Raw genomic sequence first — 23,895 nt, forward strand, 5'->3', positions numbered from 1 at the left:
TGGATGGAACGCATGGACCGCCTGCCGATTCACGTCAGCCTGCTCACGTACCCGCAACGCGAGCGGTGGGACGCGTTCGTCCAGCGCTGCCCGCAGGCCACCTTCTTTCACCTCTCGGCCTGGCAGGACATCCTCGAGGAAGTCTTCGATCATCGCACCTTCTACCTCTACGCCGAGCGCGCGGGCGACATCGTCGCCGTGCTGCCGCTGGCCGAGGTCCGCAGCCGGCTCTTCGGCCATGCGCTGACCTCGCTGCCCTTCTGCGTCTATGGCGGCATCGCCGCCGACGTCGACGCCGGCCCCGAGGTGCTGCACGAGCTCGAAGCCAAGGCCGAGACCCTGGCCCGCGCCCTCGGTGTCGGCCACCTCGAGTACCGCAACGTCCAGCTTCGCCACCAGGACTGGCCGCGCCAGGAGCTCTACGTCACCTTCCGCAAGGAGATCCTGCCCGAGGTCGAGGCCAACATGCTCGCCATCCCGCGCAAGCAGCGCGCCATGGTGCGCAAGGGCATCAAGAACGGCCTGATCGGCGAGATCGACGCCGATGTCGACCGCTTCTTCGCCCTCTACGCCGATAACGTGCTGCGTCACGGCACGCCGGCGCTGTCGAAGAAGTTCTTCCAGCGTCTCAAGGACAGCTTCGGCGACGCCTGCGAAGTGCTCACCGTCACCTCGCCCGAGGGCAAGCCGCTCTCCAGCGTGCTCAGCTTCTACTTCCGCGACGAGGTGCTGCCGTACTACGCCGGCGACGACGTGGCCGCGCGCGACCTCGCCGCCAACGACTTCAAGTACTGGGAGCTCATGCGGCGCGCCTGCGAGCGCGGCTGCAGGGTCTTCGACTACGGCCGCAGCAAGGTCGGCACCGGTCCCTACAGCTTCAAGAAGAACTGGGGCTTCGAGCCGCAGCCGCTGTCCTACGAGTACCGCCTCTACAAGCGCGACAGCGTGCCGCAGAACAACCCGATGAACCCCAAGTACCGCGCCTTCATCGCGATCTGGAAGCGCCTGCCCATCGGCGTCGCCAACCGGCTGGGGCCGCATATCGTGCGCAATCTCGGGTAGGCGATACAGCCCGGCTACGCTAGAGCGGACTTGCCCGCGAGCAGCAGGCAGTCCAGCCCCAACGCCCACCCATTCGGGGGCAATCCCGCTCCCATAGTCCGGCCATGTCAGCATCCAGAAGCTTTTCTTCCATCGTGCTCGCACTTACGCTCACCTTTTTGTGGGTTGTGGGCTGGTACTGGCACACAGCGACCGAGGTTGCGGGTATCTGGTGGCGATCCGATACATTCGCCCATGGCCTCGTAGTCTTGCCGGCCTTCGCGTGGCTGGTTTGGCGTGCTCGCGACCGGGTGGGAGAACTTCAGCCACAGCCAGTTGGTTGGATGGCGCTTGCGGTGCTGGTCGCCGGTTTGCTCTGGCTGCTTGGTGGCATGGTCAGCGTGGCTGCAGCACAGCACCTCGCGTTGTTTGCGATGTTGGTGTCGGCGTTTGTCGGCGTGCTCGGCTGGCGCCTGAGTCGTGTGCTGCTCTTTCCGATGCTGTTTCTCTTTTTCGGCGTACCCATCGGCGACTTCATGCTGCCGACGCTCATGCACTACACCGCAGAGTTCACCGTTTGGGCGCTGCGCATGTCGGGCGTGCCGGTGTACCAGGAAGGACTGCATTTCATCGTGCCGAACGGTCGATGGTCGGTGGTCGAGGCCTGCAGCGGCGTGCGTTATCTCATCGCGTCTCTGTTCGTCGGCGCGCTATACGCCTACCTCAACTACACGAGTCTCAAACGTCGGCTGCTCTTCATGGTGGTGGCATTTGTCATGCCAATCCTGGCCAACTGGGTTCGTGCCTATTTCATCGTGATGCTCGGGTACCTCTCGGGCAACAAGATTGCGGTCGGGGTTGACCACATCCTTTATGGTTGGGTCTTCTTCGGAATCGTCATCTTCTTGATGTTCTGGATCGGCAGTCGTTGGCACGAGGCGCCCACTTCGAGTGCCGCGCACACGGTTGCAGGGCTGCGTCCGGACTCGGGGCAAGCAAACTGGTTCGCTGCGCTGATCATTGCGCTCGCTGTGGCAGTGTTCCCGCCCGCGCTCAAGGTGTTGGACGCCCCGATTCCCGAGTTTCCCGTTACGCTTTCGGCCCCAGCGCCTGCAGTGGGCTGGTTGGCTCCTGCACCCCAGCGCTTCGATTATCGACCTGTTTATCGTGGGGCACGTGCCGAGGCGGGCGAGACGTACGTCGCTGAGGGGGGCCTTGATCCGGTGGGGTTCCATGCTGCGTGGTACCTCGGGCAGCGCGAGGGGAGCGAGATGATCGCTTGGGGCAATGGGCCCGCCTCGTCAGCGGTCCACGGAGTCAGTCTGGTGCGCACTGCGCGTACGCTTGTTTTTGCAGATCGCCCCGTTCGGGAGAACTTGGTGAGCACAGAGCAGGGGAGGGTCCTCACCTGGCACTGGTACCGCATCAATGGACGGGCAGTTGTCGGGGATGTCGAGGCAAAGCTGCGTCTCGCCTTTGATCGCCTGCTCGGGCTGTCGGACGAGTCCGCGGTTGTCATCGTATCCACCCCGGTGAATGCGGACGAAGATTCAGCGCGGGAGCGGCTGAAGGCCTTCCTTGAGCGGCACGGCGAAGCGATCGAGCAGGCGGTGCAGGCACCGGCTCGGCAGATCCCCCAATGAATCAGTCGTTTCCCGTTTCCTCGGGCGACCGCCGACCGCTCATCCTGCATGTGCTTTTCAGCTTCGACGTGGGTGGTCTGGAAAACGGCGTTGTGAACCTGATCAACCACATGTCCGCCGAGCGTTTCCGCCACGTCGTGGTCGCGCTTGCAAACTGCGCGCCCGCCTTCTGCGAGCGGGTGCGGCGCACCGATGTGCGCTTCATCTCGCTGCACAAGCCGCCCGGCCATGGCATCAAGCTCTACCCGCGCCTGTATCGCCTGTTTCGCGAGCTGCGCCCGGCCATCGTGCACACGCGCAACCTCGCGGCGCTGGAATTCACCGTGCCGGCGCGCTTCGCCGGCGTGCCCGCGCGCGTCCATGGCGAGCACGGCTGGGACACCTCCGACCCGGGCGGCACCTTGCGCAAGTACCAACTCCTGCGCCGCGTCTACAGCCCCTTCGTCAGCCGCTACGTCGCCCTCTCGGGCCAGATCGAGTCCTACCTCACCGACCGCGTGGGCATCGCCCGTAGCCGCGTCGAGCGCATCTGCAACGGCGTCGACACCCTGCGCTTCCGGCCCGCCGTGGTGCGCGAGCGGCTGCCTGGCAGCCCATTTACCGACCCCTCGGCTGTCCTCGTCGGCACCGTGGGCCGGCTGCAGACGGTCAAGGACCAGGTCAATCTGGTGCGCGCGGTCGCGATCGCGCGCGCGCGCGGCGAGGGTGGCCAGGCCTTGCGCCTGGTCATCGCCGGCGACGGCCCGCAGCGCGGCGAGGTCGAGGCCGAGATCCGCGCCACCGGCATCGGCGACATCACCTGGCTCGCCGGCGAGCGCAGCGACGTGCCCGCGGTCATGCGCGCGCTCGACGTCTTTGCCCTCCCGTCGCGCGCCGAGGGCATCTCCAACACCATCCTCGAAGCCATGGCCAGCGGCCTGCCGGTGCTCGCCACCGAGGTCGGCGGTAACGCCGAGCTCGTCGCTGCCGGCACCACCGGCCAGCTCGTCCCGGCGCAGGACCCGGACGCGATGGCGCAGGCATTACTGCGCTACACTTCGGATGCTGCGTTGCGGCATAACCATGGCGCCGCCGGCCGCCGGCGGGTCGAGCAGAACTTCAGCATCGACAACATGGTGACGCGTTACACCAGTCTCTACGAACAGTTGCTGCGCCCAACCGGCGCCCGATAAAGAGGACCTCCGATCATGTGCGGCATTGCCGGCCTCTTCGACACCCGCGGCAAGCGCGACTTCGACCGCGCCCTCATGCAGCGCATGAACGACGTCCAGCACCATCGCGGCCCGGACGAAGGCGGCTATCACTTCGAGCCGGGCGTTGCGCTTGCCCATCGGCGCCTGTCGATCATCGACCTCGCCACCGGCCAGCAGCCGCTGTTCAACGAGGACGGCTCGGTGGCGGTCGTCTTCAACGGCGAGATCTACAACTTCCAGGAACTCGTCCCCGAGCTCGAGGCCCTGGGCCACGTCTTCCACACCCGCAGCGATACCGAGGTCATCGTCCACGCCTGGGAGGCCTGGGGCGAGGACTGCGTGCAGCGCTTCCGCGGCATGTTCGCGTTCGCGCTGCACGACCGCAATCGCGACACCTTCTTCATGGCGCGCGACCGCCTCGCGGTCAAGCCGATGTTCTATGCGCTGCTGGCCGACGGCACGCTCGCCTTCGGCTCCGAGCTCAAGGTGCTGATGCAGCACCCCGATCTGGACCGCCGCATCGACCCGCTCGGCGTCGAGGAGTACTTCGCCCTCGGCTACGTCGCCGAGCCGCGCACCATCTTCCTCGGCGCGAAGAAGCTCGGCCCCGGCGAGTCGCTCTGCATCCGCCGCGGCCAGCCCATCCCCGAGCCCAGGCAGTACTGGGACGTGCGCTTCACCCTCGACAACCACATCAGCCTCGAGGAAGCCACCGCCGAGCTCACCGATCGCCTGCGCGAATCCGTGCGTCTGCGCATGATCGCCGAGGTGCCGCTGGGCGCCTTCCTGTCGGGCGGGGTGGATTCCAGCGCGGTCGTCGCCACCATGGCGGGGCTCTCGAGCGAGCCGGTCAACACCTGCTCCATCGCCTTCGACGACCCCAAGTTCAACGAATCCGAGTTCGCCCAGAAGGTCGCCGACCGCTACAAGACCAACCACTTCGTCGAAACGGTCAAATCCGACGACTTCGACCTCATCGACACGCTGGCCGCGCTCTACGACGAGCCCTACGCCGACAGCTCCGCCATCCCCACCTACCGCGTGTGCCAGCTCGCGCGCAAGCGCGTCACCGTGGCCTTGTCGGGCGACGGCGGCGACGAGAGCTTCGGCGGCTACCGCCGCTACCGCATGCATCTGATGGAAGAGAAAATGCGCGCCGCGCTGCCGATGGGCGTGCGCAAGCCCGTCTTCGGCCTGCTCGGCCGCGTCTACCCCAAGGCCGACTGGGCGCCGCGCGTGTTCCGCGCCAAGACCACCTTCCAGGCCATGGCGCGCGACGCCACCGAGGCCTACTTCCACAGCGTCTCCATCCTGCGCGGCGACATGCGCGAGAAGCTGTTCAGCCCCAACTTCCGCAATGAACTCGGCGGCTACGACGCGCTCGAGGTCTTCCGCCGCCACGCCGCCGCCGCGAACACCGACGACCCGCTTGCGCTCATCCAGTACCTCGACCTCAAGACCTACCTGGTCGGCGACATCAACACCAAGGTCGACCGCGCCAGCATGGCCCACTCGCTCGAGGTGCGCGAACCACTGATGGACCACAAGCTGGTCGAGTGGCTCGCCACGCTGCCCTCCGGCCTCAAGATCCAGGGCAACGAAGGCAAGTACCTGTTCAAGAAGGCGATGGAGCCCTTCCTGCCCAGCGACGTGCTCTACCGCCCGAAGATGGGCTTCGCCGTCCCGCTCGCGCGCTGGTTCCGCGGCCCGCTCAAACAGCGCGTGCGTGACGCAGTGCTGGGCGAAACCCTGGCCGCCACCGGTATCTTCAACCGCGACTACCTGGAGCATCTGGTCGAGGCCCACCAGTCCGGCGCCCGCGATTACAGCTCGCCGCTGTGGACGCTGTTGATGTTCGAAGCCTTCGTCCGCAACAACGGATCAATGGCATCAATGGGGTCAGACTCGATTGATCGGCGTGTCCCTGCATGAGCGCCAAGTCGGTTGAATGAAGGAGCTATACTTGTATAGCACTAACGACAGAGAGGCTGGAAAATGCTTGCCATCAGATTACCGCCAGACGTCGAGGCGCGCCTTGACGCGCTTGCAAAGGCGACCGGGCGCACCAAAACCTTCTACGCGCGCGAGGCGATCCTTGAGCATCTCGACGACCTCGAAGATCTTTATCTTGCTGAACAACGGCTCATTGCCAACCGATCAGGAGAGTCTGCGACCTACTCCTTAGACGACGTGGAGCGCATCCTTGGCCTGGAAGATTGAGTTCGACCGTGCCGCGCTCAAGGACCTTTCGGGGCTCGACAAGCCTGTCGCACGTCGGATCACACGATTCCTGCGTGACCGCGTGGCTGCGCTGGAAGATCCAAGGCGTATCGGGGAGGCGCTCACGGGGCCTGCGCTGGGTGAGTTCTGGAAATACCGTGTCGGGGACTATCGAATCATTTGCACCATTCAGGACAGCATCCTGACCATCCTTGTTGTGCGGGTCGGTAACCGCCGCGAGGTTTATCGGAAGTAGCGGAAAGTAAGTGTCGGCCCATGCGCATCCTCCACATCCTCGATCACTCCCTCCCGCTGCACAGCGGCTACACCTTCCGCACCGCGGCCATCCTGCGTGAGCAGCGGGCGTTGGGCTGGGAGACGTTTCACCTGACCACGCCGAAGCAAGGTTTCTCGACGGTCGAGGTGGAAGAGGCCGATGGCCTGCGCTTCTACCGCACGCCGGCGCCCGAGGGCACGGGACTGGTGGCGCAGATGCGTGTCACCGCGCGCCGCATCGACCAGCTCGTCGACCAGCTGCAGCCCGACCTCATTCACGCCCATTCCCCGGTGCTCAACGCGCTGCCGGCCGAATGGGTTGGCCGCAAGCGCCGCCTGCCAGTGGTGTATGAAATGCGCGCCTCGTGGGAAGATGCCGCGGTCGACCACGGCACCACCACCGAAGGCAGCCTGCGCTACCGCGTTTCGCGTGCGCTCGAGAGCTTCGCGCTGCGCCACGCCGACCAGATCACCACCATCTGCGAGGGCCTGCGCGGCGACATCCAGGTGCGCGGCATTCCGGCCGACAAGATCACCGTCATCCCCAACGCGGTCGATGCCAATGCCTTCCAGTTCGGCGCCGAGCCCGACGCCGCGCTGCGCAGCGAGCTCGGCCTCGACGGCTGCACCGTGCTCGGCTTTGCCGGCTCGTTCTACGGCTACGAGGGGCTGGATCTGCTGGTGGCGGCCACCGCAAAGCTGGCGGCGCGCGACCCGCAGATCCGTCTGCTGCTGGTCGGTGGCGGCGTGCAGGAAGCCAACCTCCGCAGCCAGGCCGCCGAGCTCGGCATTGCCGACCGCGTCATCTTCACCGGCCGCGTGCCGCACAGCCGCGTGCAGAAGTACTACGAGCTCATCGACGTGCTGGCCTATCCGCGCCTGCCGATCCGCCTCACCGAACTGGTCACGCCGCTCAAGCCGCTCGAAGCCATGGCGCAGGGCCGCATGTTCGTCGCCTCGGACGTCGGCGGCCACCGCGAGCTTGTCCGCCATGGCGAAACCGGCTTTCTGTGCCAGGCCGGCAGCGCTGAAGCGCTGGCCGAAGCCATCGCCGACATCCTCGCCCACCGCGAGCGCTGGCCCGCCATCCGCCGCCAGGCGCGCGATTTCGTCGAGCGCGAACGCACTTGGGCCAACAGCGTGGCCCGCTACCGCGAGGTGTACCGCCGCGCGCTCGCCACCCGCGGGCGCGAATCCATCCTCGCCGAGGCGTCCTGATCATGTGCGGCATCCACGGCCTTTATCGCCTCGACGGTGCGCGCGTCGAACCTGGCCAGCTCAGCGCCATGGGCAATGTCACCGCCCACCGCGGGCCGGATGACGAAGGCCAGCACATCACGCCCGACGGCCGTTGCGGCATCGCCATGCGCCGGCTGTCGATCATCGACCTCGAAGGCGGCCACCAGCCCATCTCCAGCGCCGACGAAAGCCTGTGGGTGGTGTGCAACGGCGAGATCTACAACTTCCGCGAGCTGCGCAGCGACCTGCAAGCGCGCGGCTACCGCTTCAAGACCGGCTCCGACAGCGAAGTCCTGCTGCACCTGTACGACCTGCACGGCGACGACTTCGTGCACCGGCTCGACGGCATGTTCAACTTCGCGCTGTGGGACAACCGTCGCAAGCGCCTGCTCATCGGCCGCGACCACCTTGGCGTCAAGCCGCTGTACGTGCATCAGTCGGCCGGCATGCTCGGCTTTGCCACCGAGGCCAAGGCGCTGCTGCAACTGCCCGGTGTGCACGCCGAACTCAACCGCGAGGTGCTCGGCGACTATCTGCACCTGGGCTACGTGCCCGCGCCGCATTCACTGTTCAAGGGTATCCGCAAGCTGCCGCCGGCCACGCTGCTGGCGGTGGAAGATGGCCAGATCCGCGAATGGCGCTACTGGCGCCTGCCGTCGCGCATCGACCGCGCGACCTCCGAGGCCGAGTGGATCGAACGCATCGGCGCCGGCATGGAAGCCGCCGTGCTGCGCCAGATGGTGTCCGACGTGCCGATCGGCGCCTTCCTCTCGGGCGGCGTCGACTCCAGCGCCGTGGTTGCCTACATGGCCCGGCACTCCGACCAGCCCATTCGCACCTACGCCATCGGTTTCGAAGGCGGCGAGGCCGAGCGCCTGTACAACGAGCTCCCCTACGCCCGCCAGGTCGCCACCCTGCTCGGCACCGAGCACCACGAGATCGTCGTCAAGCCCGACGTCGTCGGCCTGCTGCCCACGCTGCTGTGGCACATGGACGAGCCGGTTTCCGACTCGGCCTTCCTCACCACCTATCTGGTGTCGGAGTTCGCCCGCCAGGACGTCAAGGTCATCCTGTCCGGCGTCGGTGGCGACGAGCTCTTCGGCGGCTACCGCCGCTACCTGGGCGACCACTACGTGCGCAAGCTGCAGATGCTGCCGCGCTGGTCGCGCCTGCTGATGTCGCGCACCGCCGGCCTGCTGCCGAGCGACCGCCACTCCAAGCTGCTCAACACCCTGCGCCTGGCGCGCGGCTTCCTGGCCTCGGCCGAGCTGTCGCCCGACGATCGTTACCGCGCCTACCTGCAGGTGCTCGACCGCGACACCGTGTCCGCGCTCACCCGCGGCGCCACCGGCAGCAGCGACGCGCTGGCCGCGGCCTTTGCCGGCGCGGGCTCTGATGACGCGCTCAACCGCATGTTCGCGGTCGATGCCGAGACCCAGCTCCCCGACGACCTGCTGCTGCTCACCGACAAGATGAGCATGGCCGTGTCGCTCGAATGCCGCGTGCCCTTGCTCGACCGCGAGCTGGTCGAGCTCGCCGCCGCCATCCCCGAGTCGCTCAAGGTCAAGAACGGCCGCCTCAAGCACCTGATGAAGAGCGCGCTCGCCGACATCCTTCCGCCCGACATCCTCGACCGCAAGAAGCGCGGCTTCGGCACGCCGATGGGTGCCTGGCTCAAGCGCGACCTTGCCCCGGTGCTGCACCGCCTGCTGGGGCGCGACGTGGTGCGCGACCGTGGCCTGTTCGACCCCGACGTGGTCGCCCGCCTGGTTGCCGACCACGAAGCCGCCCGCATCGACGGCACCGACGCGCTGCTCGCCCTCATGAACCTCGAAATCTGGAGCCGGCTCTTTCTCGACCACCACTCGCCCGACGACGTCACCGCCGAGTTGAAGAGCCTCATCGCATGAAGACGCTTATCGCATGAAGATCCTCTACGTCTGCCACCGCTTCCCGTTCCCGCCCAAGCGCGGCGGCAAGATCCGCCCCTTCAACATGATCCGCCACCTGTCGCAGAACCATGAGGTGACGGTGTGCTCGCTCGCCCGCAGCGAGGCCGAGGCGGAGGAGGGCCGTGGCATCGCGCCGCACTGCGCGCGCTTCGAGATGGCGGTGGTGTCCAACCCGTTGCAGACGCTGCGCATGGTCGCGCGCCTGCCCACGCCGGTGCCCTCGTCGATGGGCTATTTCTACTCGCCAGAGCTTGCCGCCAAGGTGGACGCGCTGCTCGCCAAGGAACGCTTCGACCTCATCTTCGTGCACTGCTCCTCGGTGGCGCAGTACGTCGAGAACGTGCGCGGCATCCCCAAGATCCTCGACTTCGGCGACATGGATTCGCAGAAGTGGCTGGAGTACGTCAACTACAAGTCTTTCCCGCTCAACATGGGCTACTGGCTCGAGGGCACCAAGCTCGTGCGCGAGGAAAAGCGCCTCGCCCGCCAGTTCGACCTGTGCACGGCCACCACCCGCGCCGAATGGGAAACGCTCGAGTCCTACCGCACCGGCGTGTCGTCCGACTGGTTCCCCAACGGTGTCGATGCCGGCTTCTTCAAGCCCGACGGCGAAGGCTACGACCCCGATACGATCAGCTTCATCGGGCGCATGGACTACTACCCCAACCAGGAGGCCATGTTCCGCTTCTGCGATGATGTGTGGCCGCTGCTGCGCAGCAAGCGCCCCGACATGAAGCTGCTCATCGTCGGCGCCGACCCCATTCCCGCGGTACAGAAGCTGGCCGAACGCCCCGGCATCACCGTCACCGGTTCGGTGCCCGACGTGCGCCCGTTCATCCTGCGCTCGGCTGCCATGGTCGCCCCGCTCAACATCGCCCGCGGCACCCAGAACAAGATCCTCGAGGCCATGGCCATTGGCGTGCCGGTGGTGTCCAGCCGCATCGCAGCAGGCGGCGTCGACGCGGTGAGTGGGGAGCATTTCCTCGTTGCCGACACGGCCGAGGAGTACGCTCAGGCCATCAGCAGCATCGTCGACAACCCGGCCGAGCGCGCGCGTCTCGCCCAGTCCGGCCGCGACCGCATGCTGTCGCACCACGCCTGGCCGCGGTCCATGGAACGGCTCGACGCCATCATCGACCGCTGCCTTACAGAATTTCGAAGCAAGCACGGAGCAACGCAATGAAGATCAGCATTTTCGGCCTCGGTTACGTCGGCGCAGTGTCGCTGGCCTGCCTCGCGCGTGAAGGTCACCAGGTCATCGGCGTCGATATCGATCAGACCAAGCTCGACCTCATCAAGGCCGGCACCACCCCGGTGGTGGAAGAAGGCATGGTCGACCTCATGGCCAGCGTTGCCGCCAGCGGCCGCGTCAGCGTAACCACCGACGTCGGCCAGGCGCTCCTCGACAGCGACATCTCGCTCATCTGCGTCGGCACCCCTTCGGCCCCCAACGGCAGTCAGGACCAGGGCGCGGTGCTGCGACTGGCCGCCGACCTCGGCAAGGCGATCGCGAAAAAGGCCGCACCGCATGTGCTGGTGTTCCGCTCCACGCTCGCCCCCGGCACCGTGGAAGAGACCCTGGTCCCCATCCTCGAGCGCGAATCCGGCAAGCGCGACGGCGAGGGCTTCCACACCTGCTTCCAGCCCGAGTTCCTGCGCGAAGGCTCGTCCATCCGCGACTACGACAAGCCGCCCTTCACCGTCATCGGCGCCAACCACGACTACCCGGTCGAGCGCCTGCGCGAGCTCTTCGGCCACCTGCCATGCAAGTTCCTGCGCACCTCGGTGCGTGCGGCCGAGATGATGAAATACGCGTGCAACAACTTCCACGCGCTCAAGATCACCTTCGCCAACGAGACCGCCCGCCTGTGCGAGGCGCTGGGCGTGAACCCCTTCGAGGTCATGGAGCTGGTCTGCCAGGACACCCAGCTCAACATCTCGCCCGCCTACCTCAAGCCCGGCTTCGCCTTCGGCGGCTCGTGCCTGCCCAAGGACCTGCGCGCCACCACCTACCTGGCCAAGACGCACGACGTCGAGCTGCCCATGCTCGGCGGCATCATGCAGTCCAACCGCCAGCACATCGACCGCGCCATCGCCAAGGTGCTCGAATCCGGCTGCCGCAAGGTCGGCATGCTCGGCCTGTCGTTCAAGACCGGCACCGACGACCTGCGCGAAAGCCCGCTCGTCGTCCTTGCCGAGCAGCTCCTCGGCAAGGGCGTGCAACTGTCGATCTTCGACCCCGACGTGCAACTGTCGCGCCTGCTCGGCGCCAACCGCCGCTTTATCGAAACGCAACTGCCGCACATCGGCGACCTGCTCAAGCCCGACCTCGACGCCATCATCGCCGAGGCCGACATGCTCATCGTCGGCGTGTCCAATCCGGCGATCTTCGACGCGCTTGCCACCCACGCGCGGCCCGAGCAGAAGGTGCTGGACCTGGTGAACCTGCCCAAGGGCATCGCGCTGCGCGCCCAGGTGGAAGGGCTCTGCTGGTGAGCGCTGGCGCGGCACGGCCGGGCAGGGCGGGCGCGGCTCGCCTGTGGTTGCGACTGTTCTGGCTCAGCGCGCTGCTGACGCTGGCAGTCGGCGCCACCCTCGTGCCGCACCTGCGCGACTCCGCCGAGCTGGTGCGCATGCGCAACGCGCTGTTGCTGCAATCCGCACCCGCCGCATACGACTGGACGCCGGCCGCCGTGCCGGCTGACTTTGCGCGCGAGACGGCCGCGCCGCTGCCGCTCTACGCCGACATCGTCGCCGGCAACCAGCTCAAGGTCGCAGGTGACGACTGGGCCACCGCGCTCGCCATCGGTCGCCACCTGCTGCCCGACGGCCGGCGCAGCGGCGGCGCCATCCAGGCCGACCTCACCGACACCTACACCCGCATCACGCAGCAGGGCGAAGGCTATTGCGGCGACTACGCCGACAGCTTCACCGGCTTTGCCACCGCGGCCGGGGTGTTCTCGCGGCCGTGGGCGTTTTCCTTCGACGGCTTCGGCGGGCATGGCCACATCCTCAACGAGATCTGGGACAGCCAGCGCGCGCGCTGGATCATGATCGACGTGTTCAACAACTTCTACGTCACCGACGCCAGCGGCCAGCCGCTGTCGGCGATGGCCTTTCGTGCGGCGCTGCAGGCGGGCGCGACCGACATCAAGCTGGTGCCGGTCGATCCGCTGGCGCGGCCGGGTTTCAAGATTGAGGACAAGGCCATCGACTACTACCGCCGCGGCCTGCCCGAGTGGTACATGTGGTGGGGCAACAACGTGTTCGAGTACGACCAGGCGCCGCTGGTGCGGGCGCTAGGGGGTGTGCATCGGGCGGCGGAGCAGTTGGGCGGTGTGGCCTCCGGCGTTCATCCGGGCATCCGCATCCTTGCAACCGAGCAGAACACGGAACGGCGCGAGGCCATGCAGTCCCTCAAGTGGCGGCTCCACGCTGCGGTGCTGCTAGGGGTCGCGAGCCTCGTCCTGCTGCTCGCTTGGGTGTTCGCGCGCGCTCGTTCGCGCAAGAGGCAAGGTTTGGAGGCCCGATCATGAAGCGTGATTCAGGCGCCGCGCACGCTGTGCAGGACGAATCGGCCCAACTCCCTGCCATCGCGGTTTATTCCGCCCTGTTCCCCAACGCACGCCAGCCAAACGCGGGGCTTTTCATTCGCGAACGCATGTTCCGCATGCGCCGCTATGCCCCGCTGATCGTCGTCTCGCCCCAGCCCTGGTTCCCGTTTCAGTCGCTCATCCGGCACTTCAAGCCCGGCTATCGGCCCATGCCGGCTGCACAGGAAGCACAGCAGGGTGTCACCGTGTTCTTCCCGCGCTTTCTCGCCATCCCGGGTTTGTTGCGCCGATTCGACGGGCTTTCAATGGCCGTCTGCACGTGGCCGCTGATGCGGCGGCTCAAACGCGAACAGGGCCTAGGCATCATCGACGCCCACTTTGCCTACCCGTGCGGCGAGGCAGCGACGCGGCTTGGCCGCTGGCTCGGGCTGCCCGTTACGATCACCATGCGTGGCACCGAGTCGCGACACCTGCAGGATCCCGTGTTGCGGCCCAAGGTGCTTGCGGCGGTACGCGGTGCGAGCCGGGTGTTCAGCGTTTCAGATTCGCTGCGCCAGCTTGTGCTGTCGGCGGGCATCCCCCAAGACCACGTGCACGTCGTAGGCAACGGTGTCGATCTTGCCAAGTTCCGCCGCATACCACAGGCCGAGGCACGCGCCGCGCTTGGGCTGAAGGCCGAAGGCCCGGTACTGATCTCGGTTGGTGGCCTGGTCGAACGCAAGGGATTCCACCGCGTCATCGAGCTCCTCCCCGAACTGGTCAAGCGTTTCCCGAGCCTGCATTACCTGGCGGTGGGCGGGCCCAGCCCCGAAGGCGACATGACCACCGAGCTGCGCGAGCAGGTCGCCCGTCTCGGGCTCGAGTCACACGTCACCTTCACCGGTCCACTGCCCCCCGACCGTCTGCATGTGCCGCTCAGCGCAGCCGACATATTCGTGCTGTCCACGCGCAACGAAGGCTGGGCCAATGTCTTCCTCGAAGCCATGGCCTGCGGATTGCCCGTCGTCACCACCGACGTGGGTGGCAATGCGGAGGTCGTCTGCACACCGGAACTTGGTCGCATCGTGCCGTTCGGCGACGCGGCCGCCTTGCGCGACGCACTCGCCGAAGCGGTCGAGCATCCATGGGATCGCGACCGCATCGTGGCATACGCATGCGACAACACCTGGGACAAACGCATTGCGCTGCTGCTCGGACATTTCCGTCAATTGCTCGCCACTCACCCGAAGGCAACTGAACACACCGCATGAGCACGCTCTACACCCGCATCGCCTCAGGTCTGCTGTTTCCCCTCCACGAGAAGCTCAAGGGCCACACTTCCGTCGAGCTTCGGCACAGCCTCGAAGAGAGCCAGTGGTGGCCAGCCAGCCGCATCGAGCAGCACCGTATCCAGCGATTGCGCGCCTTCCTTGGCCAGATCGGGCGGACGGTGCCGTATTACCGCGACCTCTTCGCGCGCGAAGGCTTCGACCCTGCAGGCCTCGACTCGCTCGCGGCGCTCCAGCGTTTGCCCTTCCTCACCAAGCGCGTTATCCGCGCCAATGTCGAGCAGCTCAAGGCCGAAGGCCAGGGGCAGCTCAGCCGCTACAACACAGGCGGCTCATCCGGCGAGCCGCTGATCTTCTACATCGGCAAATCCCGCAAGAGCCACGACGTTGCCGCAAAGTGGCGCGCCACACGCTGGTGGGGCGTCGACATCGGCGACCCCGAACTGGTGGTCTGGGGCAGCCCGGTCGAACTCGGCGCCCAGGACCGCATCCGTCAGCTACGCGATGCGCTGATGCGCAGCCATCTTCTGCCTGCCTTCGAGATGTCGCCCGCCAACCTCGACCGCTTCGTCGACACCATCCGCCGCGTGCGGCCGGCGATGCTTTTCGGCTACCCGTCCAGCCTGTCGCTGATCGCCGAACATGCCCGCAAGAAGGGCATCGCGATGGACACGCTCGGCATCAAGGTCGCCTTCGTCACCTCCGAAAAGCTCTACGACGAGCAGCGCCGCATCATCAGCGAAACCTACGGCTGCCCGGTGGCCAACGGCTACGGCGCGCGCGACGCCGGCTTCATCGCCCACGAATGCCCCTCTGGCAGCCTGCACATCAGCGCCGAAGACATCATCGTCGAGACCGTACGCGCCGATGGCACCCCCACCGCGCAGGGCGAGGCGGGCGAGATCGTCGTCACCCACATGGCGACTGCGGAATTCCCCTTCGTGCGCTACCGAACCGGCGACGTCGGTGTGCTCAGCGATGCACCTTGCGCCTGCGGGCGTGGCCTGCCAGTGCTGGCCGAAGTGCAAGGGCGAACCACCGACTTCGTCGTGGCACAGGACGGCACCATCATGCACGGCCTTGCCCTCATCTATACGGTGCGTGACGTGCCAGGCGTGGAGCGCTTCAAGATCGTGCAGCATTCGCTTGACGTTACCGAGGTGCTGCTGGTGACGAACCCGCAGTTCGATCCCGCTTCAGAAGACCGTATCGTCCGGGACTACCGGGCACGGCTGGGGAAGGCCGTTGTGGTGCGCATCACCCACGTCGCTGATATTCCGCCGGAGAAGTCCGGTAAATATCGTTACGTAGTCAGCGCGGTCGCTGTCGATCGCAACAAGGAGTTTCCAGCACATGCGTGACCTGCTCGTCACTGGCATCGTGCTCGGCGCGCTGCCTTTCATCTTTAGAAACGCATGGATTGGGGTCCTTTTGTGGACCTGGTTGAGCCTGATGAATCCCCACAAACTTGCCTGGGGCTTTGCCACGAATGCGCCGTTTGCAGCACTCGCGGCAGGTGTGACGCTAATTGGTCTCGTCACCACCAAAGGTCCAGTTAGCCTGCCGAAGTCAAGTGTGATTTATTTTTTGATCGCATTTATTTTATGGATGGGGCTGACGACAGCCTTTTCCATATACCCCGAGTTATCGCTCGAACAATATATAAAAGTGCTAAAGATTCAATTGATGACGCTTGTTGCATTGGCGCTTTTACACGAGAAAAAACATATCCAATTGTTTGTATGGGTCAACGTGCTTTCGATCGGTTTTTTCGGTGTAAAAGGCGGTATCTATACGATACAAACGGCAGGTGGAGGCAGGGTTTGGGGGCCTGGCGGGTTCATCGGAGGGAACAATGAGATTGGCCTCGCCATGCTCATTACCATCCCGTTGATGTACTACCTCTATCTCACCTCAGATGCAAAATGGATCAAGCGCGGCCTGATGGCGGCTATGCTGCTAACTGCCGTGGCGGTACTTGGAACGCAGTCTCGGGGGGCATTTCTGGCGATTGCCGCCATGGGTTTCGTTCTTTGGCTGCGATCGCCCCATAAAGCAAACTCAGCTTTCTTTATTGTTGTGATTGCGGCTGTTCTCCTGGCATTCATGCCGGATTCTTGGTTTGAAAGGATGGGGACAATAAGAACGTATCAGGAAGACGGCTCCGCGATGGGGCGTATCACCGCCTGGAAGATGACTTTCAATCTTGCAAATGACCTATTTTTTGGGGGTGGCTTTTATATATACACCCCATTTGTTTACGCTTTGTACCAGCCAGATTTTGTCAAATCGGTCGTTGCCCATAGTATCTACTTTTCCGTTCTTGGTGAGCATGGTTGGGTCGGTCTAGGATTGTTTCTGACTATCTGGTTCCTTGTCTGGCGAGATGCGGCATCACTGAGGAAAAGGGTAAAGGGTGTCGATGATCTGCTCTGGGTCCATCACCTCGCAGGAATGTGCCAAGTCGCTCTTGTCGGGTATCTGGTTGGCGGCGCTTTTCTTAGTTTGGCCTACTATGATTACCCATATAACCTCCTCGTAATCATCGCGGTGACCCAGCGCTGGTTGCTGGCTCACACACAGGTGCAGACGTAGAGTCAGCCGCTCATTGGTGGGTGACCGGATCGTTTCGGGGGTTGTCTGGATAGGAGGTGCGGGGTCATGTCGGTATTGAGATTGCGTGTCCTTGTTCTGGTTTTTGCATGTCTTGGTGTCGTCCAAGCATTCGCCCAAGTGCCTTTGACTGATCGCCCGGACGGAATGACGTGTCATTACTATTCGGCAGGCGCAAAGCTCTCCTGGAAACAGAATGGCGGCGATTGGGTTGATCGTGAAGGGATCTTGTATGGGGTAAAGCCGTTCGATGTCAGAAGCGTCAAACGGCTCGACGCTCCCCAGATCATTCGTTGGGACGCGAGGACGCTCGTTGAAAAGTGGCTCAGTGGAGAAGGTGTCCCAGGCGTTTTTTTCCTACGTCCAGTCGAGAGCCCGCTTTCGGGTGTAGTCGATTTCGTCAGTCGAGAGAGTTCGAATTCTTCGATGCATCCGACGCTCGCCATTGAGTGGGTCGATGGGAAAAGCACCAGACTCTCCGTTCAAGCAGATACCAATTTTGCATGTCCAACTTACCGAAGTACAGGAAGCGCTGAAGTATTGAACGTCGGTGGAAAACGCAGTGGCATTTTAGTTTTCCCGTTTAAGCCAGAGCATGGCAAGAAAGTGCGGTCCGCGGTCCTTGAGCTAACTGCGGTTAAACAGTACGGAAACGGTGCGCAGATTGGCCTGTTTAACGCAGACTTGCCGTGGACGCGAGAGGCAGAAGTATCTCGTGGCATAGCCTCGGGCTTCACACTTGACCGTGGTATCTCACAACATGCTGAGGTTCTCTATGCGACAAGTTTTGAAAGCGAGTCGTGGCTATCCTCGTGGACGGATTTGAGGCCAACAAGTACCTTCGACCTTGTGGAGGACGACGTCGAGAGCGGCTTTGAACCATTGGATGGCAAAGCGCTTCGCGTCAAGATTCTAGAAGGGCATAACACCGGGATCAGTGTCCACTACCGGTTTGCAAGTGCGTCTGGCGGTGAGCCTGATGAGGCGTATTTTCGTTACTACCTGCGGTTGGGTAATGACTGGAACCCGGTTGCAGACGGCGGAAAGCTGCCAGGTTTTGCCGGGACGTATGGGCGTGCAGGTTGGGGAATGAGGTCGTCCGACGGTTACAACGGATGGTCTGCAAGAGGCGCTTTCTTCAGGCAAGTCCCAGGCGAATCTGCAGCGAGTGGTTTTCGAGGCATTGGGTCGTATGTGTACCAGGTCAAGGACTCGGGTGGTTCGGGTGAGCAAATCGGCTGGGACCAAGGCGTTTCGGGTTTGATTCGAAAGAATCAGTGGTACAGCGTTGAGCAATATGTGCGCATGAATACGCCGGGAAAAAGTGATGGTGTCTTGCGTGCCTGGATAGATGGACGGTTGGCGTTGGAAAGATTGGACATGCGCTACCGTGAAATAGATGATCTGCATATCGAATCGGTATGGATGGATATTTATCACGGAGGGACGGCCCGCGCACCCCACACGATGACCCTGTATATCGATAACCTGGTTATTAGTAGAGGGTATGTCGGGCCGGTCGCTGCTTGGTCCAAGCGTTAAGTTTTTGTATTAGACGCTCTTGCTTTCGGGGCAGCCGGGGTTTAAGGCCGGAGCGGACGATGGCCCGATTGAGTTTAGTCTTGGCTTCGTTCAACTGTGCCCAATCGGGTTCACTAGATCAGTTATCACCGGAGGTTTAGATTGCCCGGTAATTCACTAGAGCGGCTCATTTTCACTGTGCTCACGCGCCCCCGATCAGCGCGGGCGTTGAGTGTTTTGATCTTTCACCGTGTTCTGACCACACCTGATCCGCTCTTCCCCGGTGAAGTGGACAGCGAGCGCTTCGACGAGCTTCTCGACTGGATCGGCGGCGCCTTCAACGTAATGCCGCTCTCTACCGGGTTGGACGCGCTCAAAGCAGGCACCCTCCCGACTCGCGCCGCAGCCATCACCTTTGACGATGGATACGCCGACAACCTCACGAACGCCGCGCCATTGCTCAAGGCCCATGGAATGTCGGCAACCTTCTTCATCGCAACGGGGTTTCTCGATGGCGGGATCATGTTCAACGACATGATCATCGAGTCCGTGCGGCGGACGCCCCATGAGGCGCTCTCGCTTGAAGCGTTGGGGCTTGCGCACTTGCCCGTCAATACCACCGAAGACAAGCGCCGTGCCATTGATGCGATCCTGGACAAGGTGAAGTTCCTGCCGCAGGCACAACGGGCAGAAGCTGCAGCGCTAGTCCGTGATCGTGCGAGCGTCGAACTGCCCACTGACTTGATGCTCACCTCGACCGAGTTGATTCGCCTGCGCGATTGCGGCATGGAGATCGGTGCCCACACGATGACGCATCCAATCCTCACCCGCGTGAGTGCAGCGGTTGCGAAGGCAGAGATAGAGGATGGCCGTGATCGTCTTGAGGAACTGCTTGAACAGCGGATTCGCGTTTTTGCCTACCCAAATGGAAAGCGGGGGCGGGACTACGGTGACGAGCATGTGAAGATGGTGCGTGACGCCGGATTCGACTTCGCAGTGAGTACGGATTGGGGCGTTGCGCGCCAGGGGAGCGATCTATTTCAATTGCCTCGCTTCACTCCATGGGACCGTAGCCGTCTGCGATTCAATGCGAGGCTGGCGAAAAATATGCTTCAGGCCAACAAGGTGTGATGGTCTGAAGGCGCGCAGGATAGAGCAGGAGCAGTGGGATGCAAGACCCTATGGCGGGTGAAATCGTAGTGAAGGGCAAGTCGAACCCGTCGCGGATCGTCCAGCTCGATGCGCTTCGCGGGCTCGCTGCAATGGCTGTCGTGCTGTTTCACTTCACGACCAAGTTTCGCGAACTGTATGCCCCATCCGCGGAACTGCCTTTCGAAGTGTCCTGGGGGCACTACGGCGTCAACCTGTTCTTCATCATCAGTGGCTTCGTCATCTTCATGACATTGAGCCGATCGCGAGACTGGCGCGACTTTGTCGTATCGAGATTCAGCCGGCTATATCCCGCCTACTGGTTTGCCGTTGCGCTGACCTTCACCGTTGTCGCGTGGCTCGGCTTGCCCGGCAAAGAGGTTGGCCTATCCGATGCCGTGCTTAACCTGCTCATGTTCCAGACGTGGCTGAAGGTGCCGTCGGTTGACGGTGTTTACTGGACCCTCCTGGTTGAGTTGCACTTCTACGTTCTTGCGTTGCTCCTTTTTCTGTGCAACCAAATGCAGCAATGGGTGAGATGGATCTGGCTCTTGTTTCTGCTGCGGTTGGCTTACCGGCTGTCATCGCACTTTCTCGGTATCGATCTGCCCTACATCGTCCAGTTTGCGCTGATCCTGGATTACATACCTTGGTTTGCGCTGGGCATCAGCGTGTACTTTCTGGTCGAGCGGACGAACTACGACCGGCGGTCGGTATGGATTACCGTGCTGGGGGCGCTCGCGTTGTTACTGCTTTCTGGTGGCTTGAAGCTCTTGCTGATTGCGATGGCGTGTTTTGCTGCCGTGCTGCTCGCCGCCCGCGGAAGGCTCGTGGGCAGCGGTGGTCCCATTCTTGTCTGGCTGGGTGCGATCTCTTACACCCTGTACCTGTTGCACGAGCATATCGGATGGGCCGTGATGCGGCAGATGTCCATCGCCGGCTATGACTACACGACCTTCATGCCGCTGGTGCTGCTACTTGTCCTGGCGCTCGCATGGGCGACGACCGTGTTTGTCGAGCGCCCTTCGATGTCGTGGATTCGGAGTCGGTACAAAACCGGAAGGCGACGTTCCGTTTCGTAGATCAGCGCGATGGAGGAGGATTCAGGATGACACGGCGTGCCTTGATCGCCACCGCACTCGCAGCGCTGGCTGTGATGGCTGATCTGTCGCTGCATCACCTTTACAGATCGAAGCTGCCAAAGCAGGACGATGTCGCGGAAAAGCTGAGTCGAATTCAAGTGCCACGGCCAGAGCTTGAACGCCCTTGCGGTGACCTCGACACTTTTAGAGATGTCGTTCTATAGATCGTTCGGGACTTCGAGCCAAATAGGTATTTCGGTTCCCTCTACTGATTGCACCGTGCCAGTGATGCGAGCGTTATGGGTAATCGGGTGAAGGCTGCATGCGAACGCTCACAAGTTCCAATGGTGTCTCCTGAAGGCGAAAAGTTACGCCAGTCGGTCCTTTCACGTTCCGTTATGTTCGCATTTCGCGAATTCGTTGCATTAGTATTGAGTATGTGTCGTCAATCTGGCGATCGGTTGCATCAGCGAGTGCAGAGCTAGTTGTGGTTGGGTTATGGCTGTTGTCGTGATTCATGGCACCAGTAATAAAAGTCAGAATTTTGTCCTTATTAAGTTCGTCCGCATCAAGGGATAGGTCTTGAACGCCAAAATGTTTTTCTAGTCCTTTAAATTTTTGGTGGTAATAGGTGCCGGAACTGATCGCTCGAACTGGTTTTGAGGACAAAAGAGAGAACAAGACAAAGTGGTAAGCAGATCCAATGCAGGCAGAGCAGAGATCTATATGGCCACGGATGACTCTAGGGTCGGGGGTGCTCACAATCTCAAGGAGTGGGTTGTTCTGTAACCTCTCGGCCCATTCTTTGTATGTTGAGATTTCATACTCGCTATTTTCGTGGAAGCAGAATAGCTTTACTCGGACTTCTCTTTCGATAAGGTATTTTACGGCTAAGAAAATTTCGGTTTCGTATGCTTTTGCTTGGGAGTGAAATTTTGATAGACGGAAGTGGATGCCGATTATTCTGGTGGGCGTATTTTTTGGTGGGGGTTGGTTGAGTGTTGCCAATGATCCAGCATCGTCGAAGCCAGATTTAATGCGCTTTGCGTTCTGTGGGGACAGGTTGAGAGCAAGTTCGTACGACTTATGATCTCGTGTGTAAAGGACTTGAGCATTTGCTATTACAAGCTTCAACAGTACGCGTGTAGTCAGGGTTTTTATTGGTCCGATGCCTTGCCCCGTGAGGACTACTGGCGTTCCTGAAAGAGATGCTAGGAGCGCTATTAGTAGCCTGTCCCGTGCTTCTAGAGCGCCTTCATCCGTCAAATATCCGCCTCCATTCATCCATACTGCATCCGATTCTCGGATGCGTATCGCGATTTCTGCTTCGGTAAGGTGAGCTCGCGATAAAACGAATCTTGGTGCACGCAATAGCGTGGCGAAGATCATGGTTGATAGTGCGATGTAGATGGGCTTTAGGATTGGGTCAAGAAATGAAGGTAGTTGTAGAGTGCCGTAGCGCCCCCAGCAGTTAGATAAATTCGGTGTCGTCGTGACATGTAATTCTTCTTTAATTTCCTGCGGTAGATCGCTAACCGATAAAAAATCAGTTTCGGGGTTCTTCTGTAAAATTCGACCGCATACATTCATAAGCATTGCGCGGTCGCCTATGTTGCGAGATGTCCCGGTGTTCAAAAATAGAATGCGCATTTTGTATTTCGGAGAATGTATTCTTGCTAAATTAAAATTATTTATCGGTATTATTGCTGGTCTGAATTGGTTTTTTTTGCAATAGCCTTCTTAACTCGCTGGATAGTGGACTTTTTCCTCGCGTAATGATGAAAATCCACAGGGAACTGCAGCCCAGGGAGATGATGGTCAATTTAATGGAGTTACTAAGCTGTGCCGTCTGAACGAAATATGACAGAACAGATACCAGTAGCGTCGGAGCTGCCGCCCATTGGTACGTGTACAGAAGGTCTGCAACTGAGAAATTTATTTGGCGGCGAAGCGTGAGCGTGCGGAGTACGGCAAGGATGAAAGAGCTGGCTGCATATGTTGCCGCTATGGCGACGAGGCCAAATGGTGCGGCATAAATGATGAGGGCTACTCGCAGGGTTAAGCTGATCAAATCCAGGTTCATCACCGTGCGAACATGACCGCCAGCGGTCATTATCTGGCGGACGAGGCTTGCTGGACTGTCTAGCGCAGCAGCGATACACAAAATTTGAAGGATGGGGATTGACTCGCCCCATTGCGGGCCGAATAGCGTAGGGATCGCGGATGGCGCGGATATGGCGAGCGTTGAGAAGAACGGGAGGGTTAAGGTATGGAGGATTGCAGTTGAGTTGCGCCAAGATTGAACGAAGGCAGTGCCGATGCGATTCTGTTCGGCGAAGTAAGGGAGGCTTACGGCACTAACTGCACGATTCAGCACGGTACCCAGAATGGTGGATAATCCATGAGCACGGTTGAAATAGGCGACTGCTTCCATGCCCATGACCTTGCCGAGAAGAAGGTCAGATGCGGAGTAGTGGGCGAAATTTAGTAGTGAGGATCCCGATACATAAGAGCTGAAGCTCAAAACTCGGCGCCATTCCGAAAGGCTCGGCTTCCATGGCAGCCCAGCCGGGCGGTAGAAGAGCACGCCAAGGACTGAAGTGAGAATGCCGACCAGCGCCGACCAGGCGAGGCTCATGAATCCAAAGCCGAGCCACGCCAGCAGAACGGCGCAGGCGTTCTGGGCGACTGTGGATGTGAGGTCGATTCGTGCGATGTCGCCGAAGCGCAGGTCGCGGCGCAGGAGTGACATGGTTGTGGCGCCGAAGGGCACGAGGAAAAAGCCCACCGCGACGATATTCAGGACGTCGGTGATACGAGGTTCGTTGTAGAAGCGGCCGGCGAATGCTGAGAGTGCGAGAAGGATGAGCGCACAGGCAAAGGAGATCAGCAACGAAATGCCGAAGGCCGTACGTATTCGCAGCGGGGTGAGCTCGGTCTCCTGGACCAGGTAGCTGCCCAGACCCATTTCGCGAATGGTGCGTAGCAAGCCTGCGAAGACGTAGGCGACCGAAAAGATCCCGATCTCTTCCGGGGTGAGAAGGCGGGAGATGAACAGGGACGCGATGAAGCTGATCACCATCATGCCGTTTGAGGACATGAGGGTGATGATGAAGCCCCGTCTTACGTTCGACATGGTTGAAC

General features: G+C 62.0%; 19 protein-coding genes. 17 read left to right on the forward strand and 2 right to left on the reverse strand.

Annotation, left to right across the window (positions count from 1 at the left end; all coding sequences use genetic code 11):
• The first annotated feature begins 12 nt into the window (after positions 1 to 12).
• The 17 genes from AAG895_RS04995 (at position 13) to AAG895_RS05075 (ending at position 20,751) form a co-directional block, all read left to right on the forward strand.
• On the forward strand, positions 13 to 1,062 hold the full coding sequence (locus tag AAG895_RS04995; protein ID WP_345795230.1) for a FemAB family XrtA/PEP-CTERM system-associated protein: 1,050 nt from the start codon (positions 13 to 15) through the stop codon (positions 1,060 to 1,062).
• 104 nt (positions 1,063 to 1,166) lie between these two features.
• Positions 1,167 to 2,684 (forward strand): exosortase A, encoded by a 1,518-nt coding sequence (gene xrtA, locus AAG895_RS05000; RefSeq protein WP_345794436.1) that lies wholly within the window; start codon positions 1,167 to 1,169, stop codon positions 2,682 to 2,684.
• Positions 2,681 to 3,856 carry a TIGR03088 family PEP-CTERM/XrtA system glycosyltransferase gene (locus AAG895_RS05005; RefSeq protein WP_345794437.1) on the forward strand — a complete coding sequence of 392 codons (1,176 nt, stop codon included), beginning with the start codon at positions 2,681 to 2,683 and terminating at the stop codon, positions 3,854 to 3,856. Before xrtA ends, AAG895_RS05005 begins: the two co-directional genes overlap by 4 nt.
• Before the next feature lie 15 nt (positions 3,857 to 3,871).
• Positions 3,872 to 5,809: an XrtA/PEP-CTERM system amidotransferase gene (locus AAG895_RS05010; protein ID WP_345794438.1), complete on the forward strand. Its 1,938-nt coding sequence runs from the start codon at positions 3,872 to 3,874 to the stop codon at positions 5,807 to 5,809.
• Between the two features lie 63 nt (positions 5,810 to 5,872).
• Positions 5,873 to 6,097: a DUF6290 family protein gene (locus AAG895_RS05015; protein ID WP_345794439.1), complete on the forward strand. Its 225-nt coding sequence runs from the start codon at positions 5,873 to 5,875 to the stop codon at positions 6,095 to 6,097.
• Positions 6,081 to 6,353, forward strand: coding sequence for a type II toxin-antitoxin system RelE/ParE family toxin (locus AAG895_RS05020; protein ID WP_345794440.1), 273 nt, complete (start codon positions 6,081 to 6,083; stop codon positions 6,351 to 6,353). Before AAG895_RS05015 ends, AAG895_RS05020 begins: the two co-directional genes overlap by 17 nt.
• 20 nt (positions 6,354 to 6,373) lie before the next feature.
• Complete coding sequence (locus AAG895_RS05025) at positions 6,374 to 7,591, forward strand: TIGR04063 family PEP-CTERM/XrtA system glycosyltransferase (RefSeq protein ID WP_345794441.1); 1,218 nt, start codon at positions 6,374 to 6,376, stop codon at positions 7,589 to 7,591.
• Between the two features lie 2 nt (positions 7,592 to 7,593).
• On the forward strand, positions 7,594 to 9,522 hold the full coding sequence (asnB, locus tag AAG895_RS05030; RefSeq protein WP_345794442.1) for an asparagine synthase (glutamine-hydrolyzing): 1,929 nt from the start codon (positions 7,594 to 7,596) through the stop codon (positions 9,520 to 9,522).
• 13 nt (positions 9,523 to 9,535) lie between these two features.
• Positions 9,536 to 10,747 carry a TIGR03087 family PEP-CTERM/XrtA system glycosyltransferase gene (locus tag AAG895_RS05035; protein ID WP_345794443.1) on the forward strand — a complete coding sequence of 404 codons (1,212 nt, stop codon included), beginning with the start codon at positions 9,536 to 9,538 and terminating at the stop codon, positions 10,745 to 10,747.
• Positions 10,744 to 12,060: a nucleotide sugar dehydrogenase gene (locus AAG895_RS05040; protein WP_345794444.1), complete on the forward strand. Its 1,317-nt coding sequence runs from the start codon at positions 10,744 to 10,746 to the stop codon at positions 12,058 to 12,060. Before AAG895_RS05035 ends, AAG895_RS05040 begins: the two co-directional genes overlap by 4 nt.
• Positions 12,057 to 13,100 (forward strand): hypothetical protein, encoded by a 1,044-nt coding sequence (locus AAG895_RS05045; protein ID WP_345794445.1) that lies wholly within the window; start codon positions 12,057 to 12,059, stop codon positions 13,098 to 13,100. The genes AAG895_RS05040 and AAG895_RS05045 overlap by 4 nt, the downstream gene beginning before the upstream one ends.
• Entirely contained in the window at positions 13,097 to 14,368 is a 1,272-nt protein-coding gene (locus AAG895_RS05050; protein WP_345794446.1) for a glycosyltransferase, read from the forward strand. The genes AAG895_RS05045 and AAG895_RS05050 overlap by 4 nt, the downstream gene beginning before the upstream one ends.
• Positions 14,365 to 15,747, forward strand: coding sequence for a phenylacetate--CoA ligase family protein (locus AAG895_RS05055; protein WP_345794447.1), 1,383 nt, complete (start codon positions 14,365 to 14,367; stop codon positions 15,745 to 15,747). Before AAG895_RS05050 ends, AAG895_RS05055 begins: the two co-directional genes overlap by 4 nt.
• Positions 15,740 to 16,981: a putative O-glycosylation ligase, exosortase A system-associated gene (locus AAG895_RS05060; protein ID WP_345794448.1), complete on the forward strand. Its 1,242-nt coding sequence runs from the start codon at positions 15,740 to 15,742 to the stop codon at positions 16,979 to 16,981. Before AAG895_RS05055 ends, AAG895_RS05060 begins: the two co-directional genes overlap by 8 nt.
• Before the next feature lie 66 nt (positions 16,982 to 17,047).
• Entirely contained in the window at positions 17,048 to 18,541 is a 1,494-nt protein-coding gene (locus tag AAG895_RS05065; RefSeq protein WP_345794449.1) for a polysaccharide lyase, read from the forward strand.
• 207 nt (positions 18,542 to 18,748) lie between these two features.
• A complete protein-coding gene (locus AAG895_RS05070) occupies positions 18,749 to 19,651 on the forward strand; it encodes a polysaccharide deacetylase family protein (protein ID WP_345794450.1) in 903 nt (300 codons plus the stop codon).
• Between the two features lie 38 nt (positions 19,652 to 19,689).
• Positions 19,690 to 20,751: an acyltransferase gene (locus AAG895_RS05075; RefSeq protein ID WP_345794451.1), complete on the forward strand. Its 1,062-nt coding sequence runs from the start codon at positions 19,690 to 19,692 to the stop codon at positions 20,749 to 20,751.
• A gap of 396 nt (positions 20,752 to 21,147) precedes the next feature.
• Here AAG895_RS05075 and AAG895_RS05080 read toward each other — a convergent pair whose 3' ends face one another.
• A complete protein-coding gene (locus AAG895_RS05080; RefSeq protein ID WP_345794452.1) occupies positions 21,148 to 22,401 on the reverse strand; it encodes a polysaccharide pyruvyl transferase family protein in 1,254 nt (417 codons plus the stop codon).
• A 37-nt stretch (positions 22,402 to 22,438) separates the two neighbouring features.
• On the reverse strand, positions 22,439 to 23,887 hold the full coding sequence (locus AAG895_RS05085) for a lipopolysaccharide biosynthesis protein (protein WP_345794453.1): 1,449 nt from the start codon (positions 23,885 to 23,887) through the stop codon (positions 22,439 to 22,441).
• Positions 23,888 to 23,895: the final 8 nt, after the last annotated feature.

Source organism: Thauera sp. JM12B12, from assembly GCF_039614725.1.
Lineage (GTDB): Bacteria > Pseudomonadota > Gammaproteobacteria > Burkholderiales > Rhodocyclaceae > Thauera.

Coding starts and splice junctions, on each gene's coding strand:
- AAG895_RS05025 (WP_345794441.1), top strand. CDS start 6,374: ATGCGCATCCTCCACATCCTCGATCACTCCCTCCCGCTGCACAGCGGC.
- AAG895_RS05085 (WP_345794453.1), bottom strand. CDS start 23,887: ATGTCGAACGTAAGACGGGGCTTCATCATCACCCTCATGTCCTCAAAC.
- asnB (WP_345794442.1), top strand. CDS start 7,594: ATGTGCGGCATCCACGGCCTTTATCGCCTCGACGGTGCGCGCGTCGAA.
- AAG895_RS05005 (WP_345794437.1), top strand. CDS start 2,681: ATGAATCAGTCGTTTCCCGTTTCCTCGGGCGACCGCCGACCGCTCATC.
- AAG895_RS05055 (WP_345794447.1), top strand. CDS start 14,365: ATGAGCACGCTCTACACCCGCATCGCCTCAGGTCTGCTGTTTCCCCTC.
- AAG895_RS05015 (WP_345794439.1), top strand. CDS start 5,873: ATGCTTGCCATCAGATTACCGCCAGACGTCGAGGCGCGCCTTGACGCG.
- AAG895_RS05075 (WP_345794451.1), top strand. CDS start 19,690: ATGCAAGACCCTATGGCGGGTGAAATCGTAGTGAAGGGCAAGTCGAAC.
- AAG895_RS05010 (WP_345794438.1), top strand. CDS start 3,872: ATGTGCGGCATTGCCGGCCTCTTCGACACCCGCGGCAAGCGCGACTTC.
- AAG895_RS04995 (WP_345795230.1), top strand. CDS start 13: ATGGACCGCCTGCCGATTCACGTCAGCCTGCTCACGTACCCGCAACGC.
- AAG895_RS05065 (WP_345794449.1), top strand. CDS start 17,048: ATGTCGGTATTGAGATTGCGTGTCCTTGTTCTGGTTTTTGCATGTCTT.
- AAG895_RS05080 (WP_345794452.1), bottom strand. CDS start 22,401: ATGCGCATTCTATTTTTGAACACCGGGACATCTCGCAACATAGGCGAC.
- AAG895_RS05060 (WP_345794448.1), top strand. CDS start 15,740: ATGCGTGACCTGCTCGTCACTGGCATCGTGCTCGGCGCGCTGCCTTTC.
- AAG895_RS05040 (WP_345794444.1), top strand. CDS start 10,744: ATGAAGATCAGCATTTTCGGCCTCGGTTACGTCGGCGCAGTGTCGCTG.
- xrtA (WP_345794436.1), top strand. CDS start 1,167: ATGTCAGCATCCAGAAGCTTTTCTTCCATCGTGCTCGCACTTACGCTC.
- AAG895_RS05050 (WP_345794446.1), top strand. CDS start 13,097: ATGAAGCGTGATTCAGGCGCCGCGCACGCTGTGCAGGACGAATCGGCC.
- AAG895_RS05035 (WP_345794443.1), top strand. CDS start 9,536: ATGAAGATCCTCTACGTCTGCCACCGCTTCCCGTTCCCGCCCAAGCGC.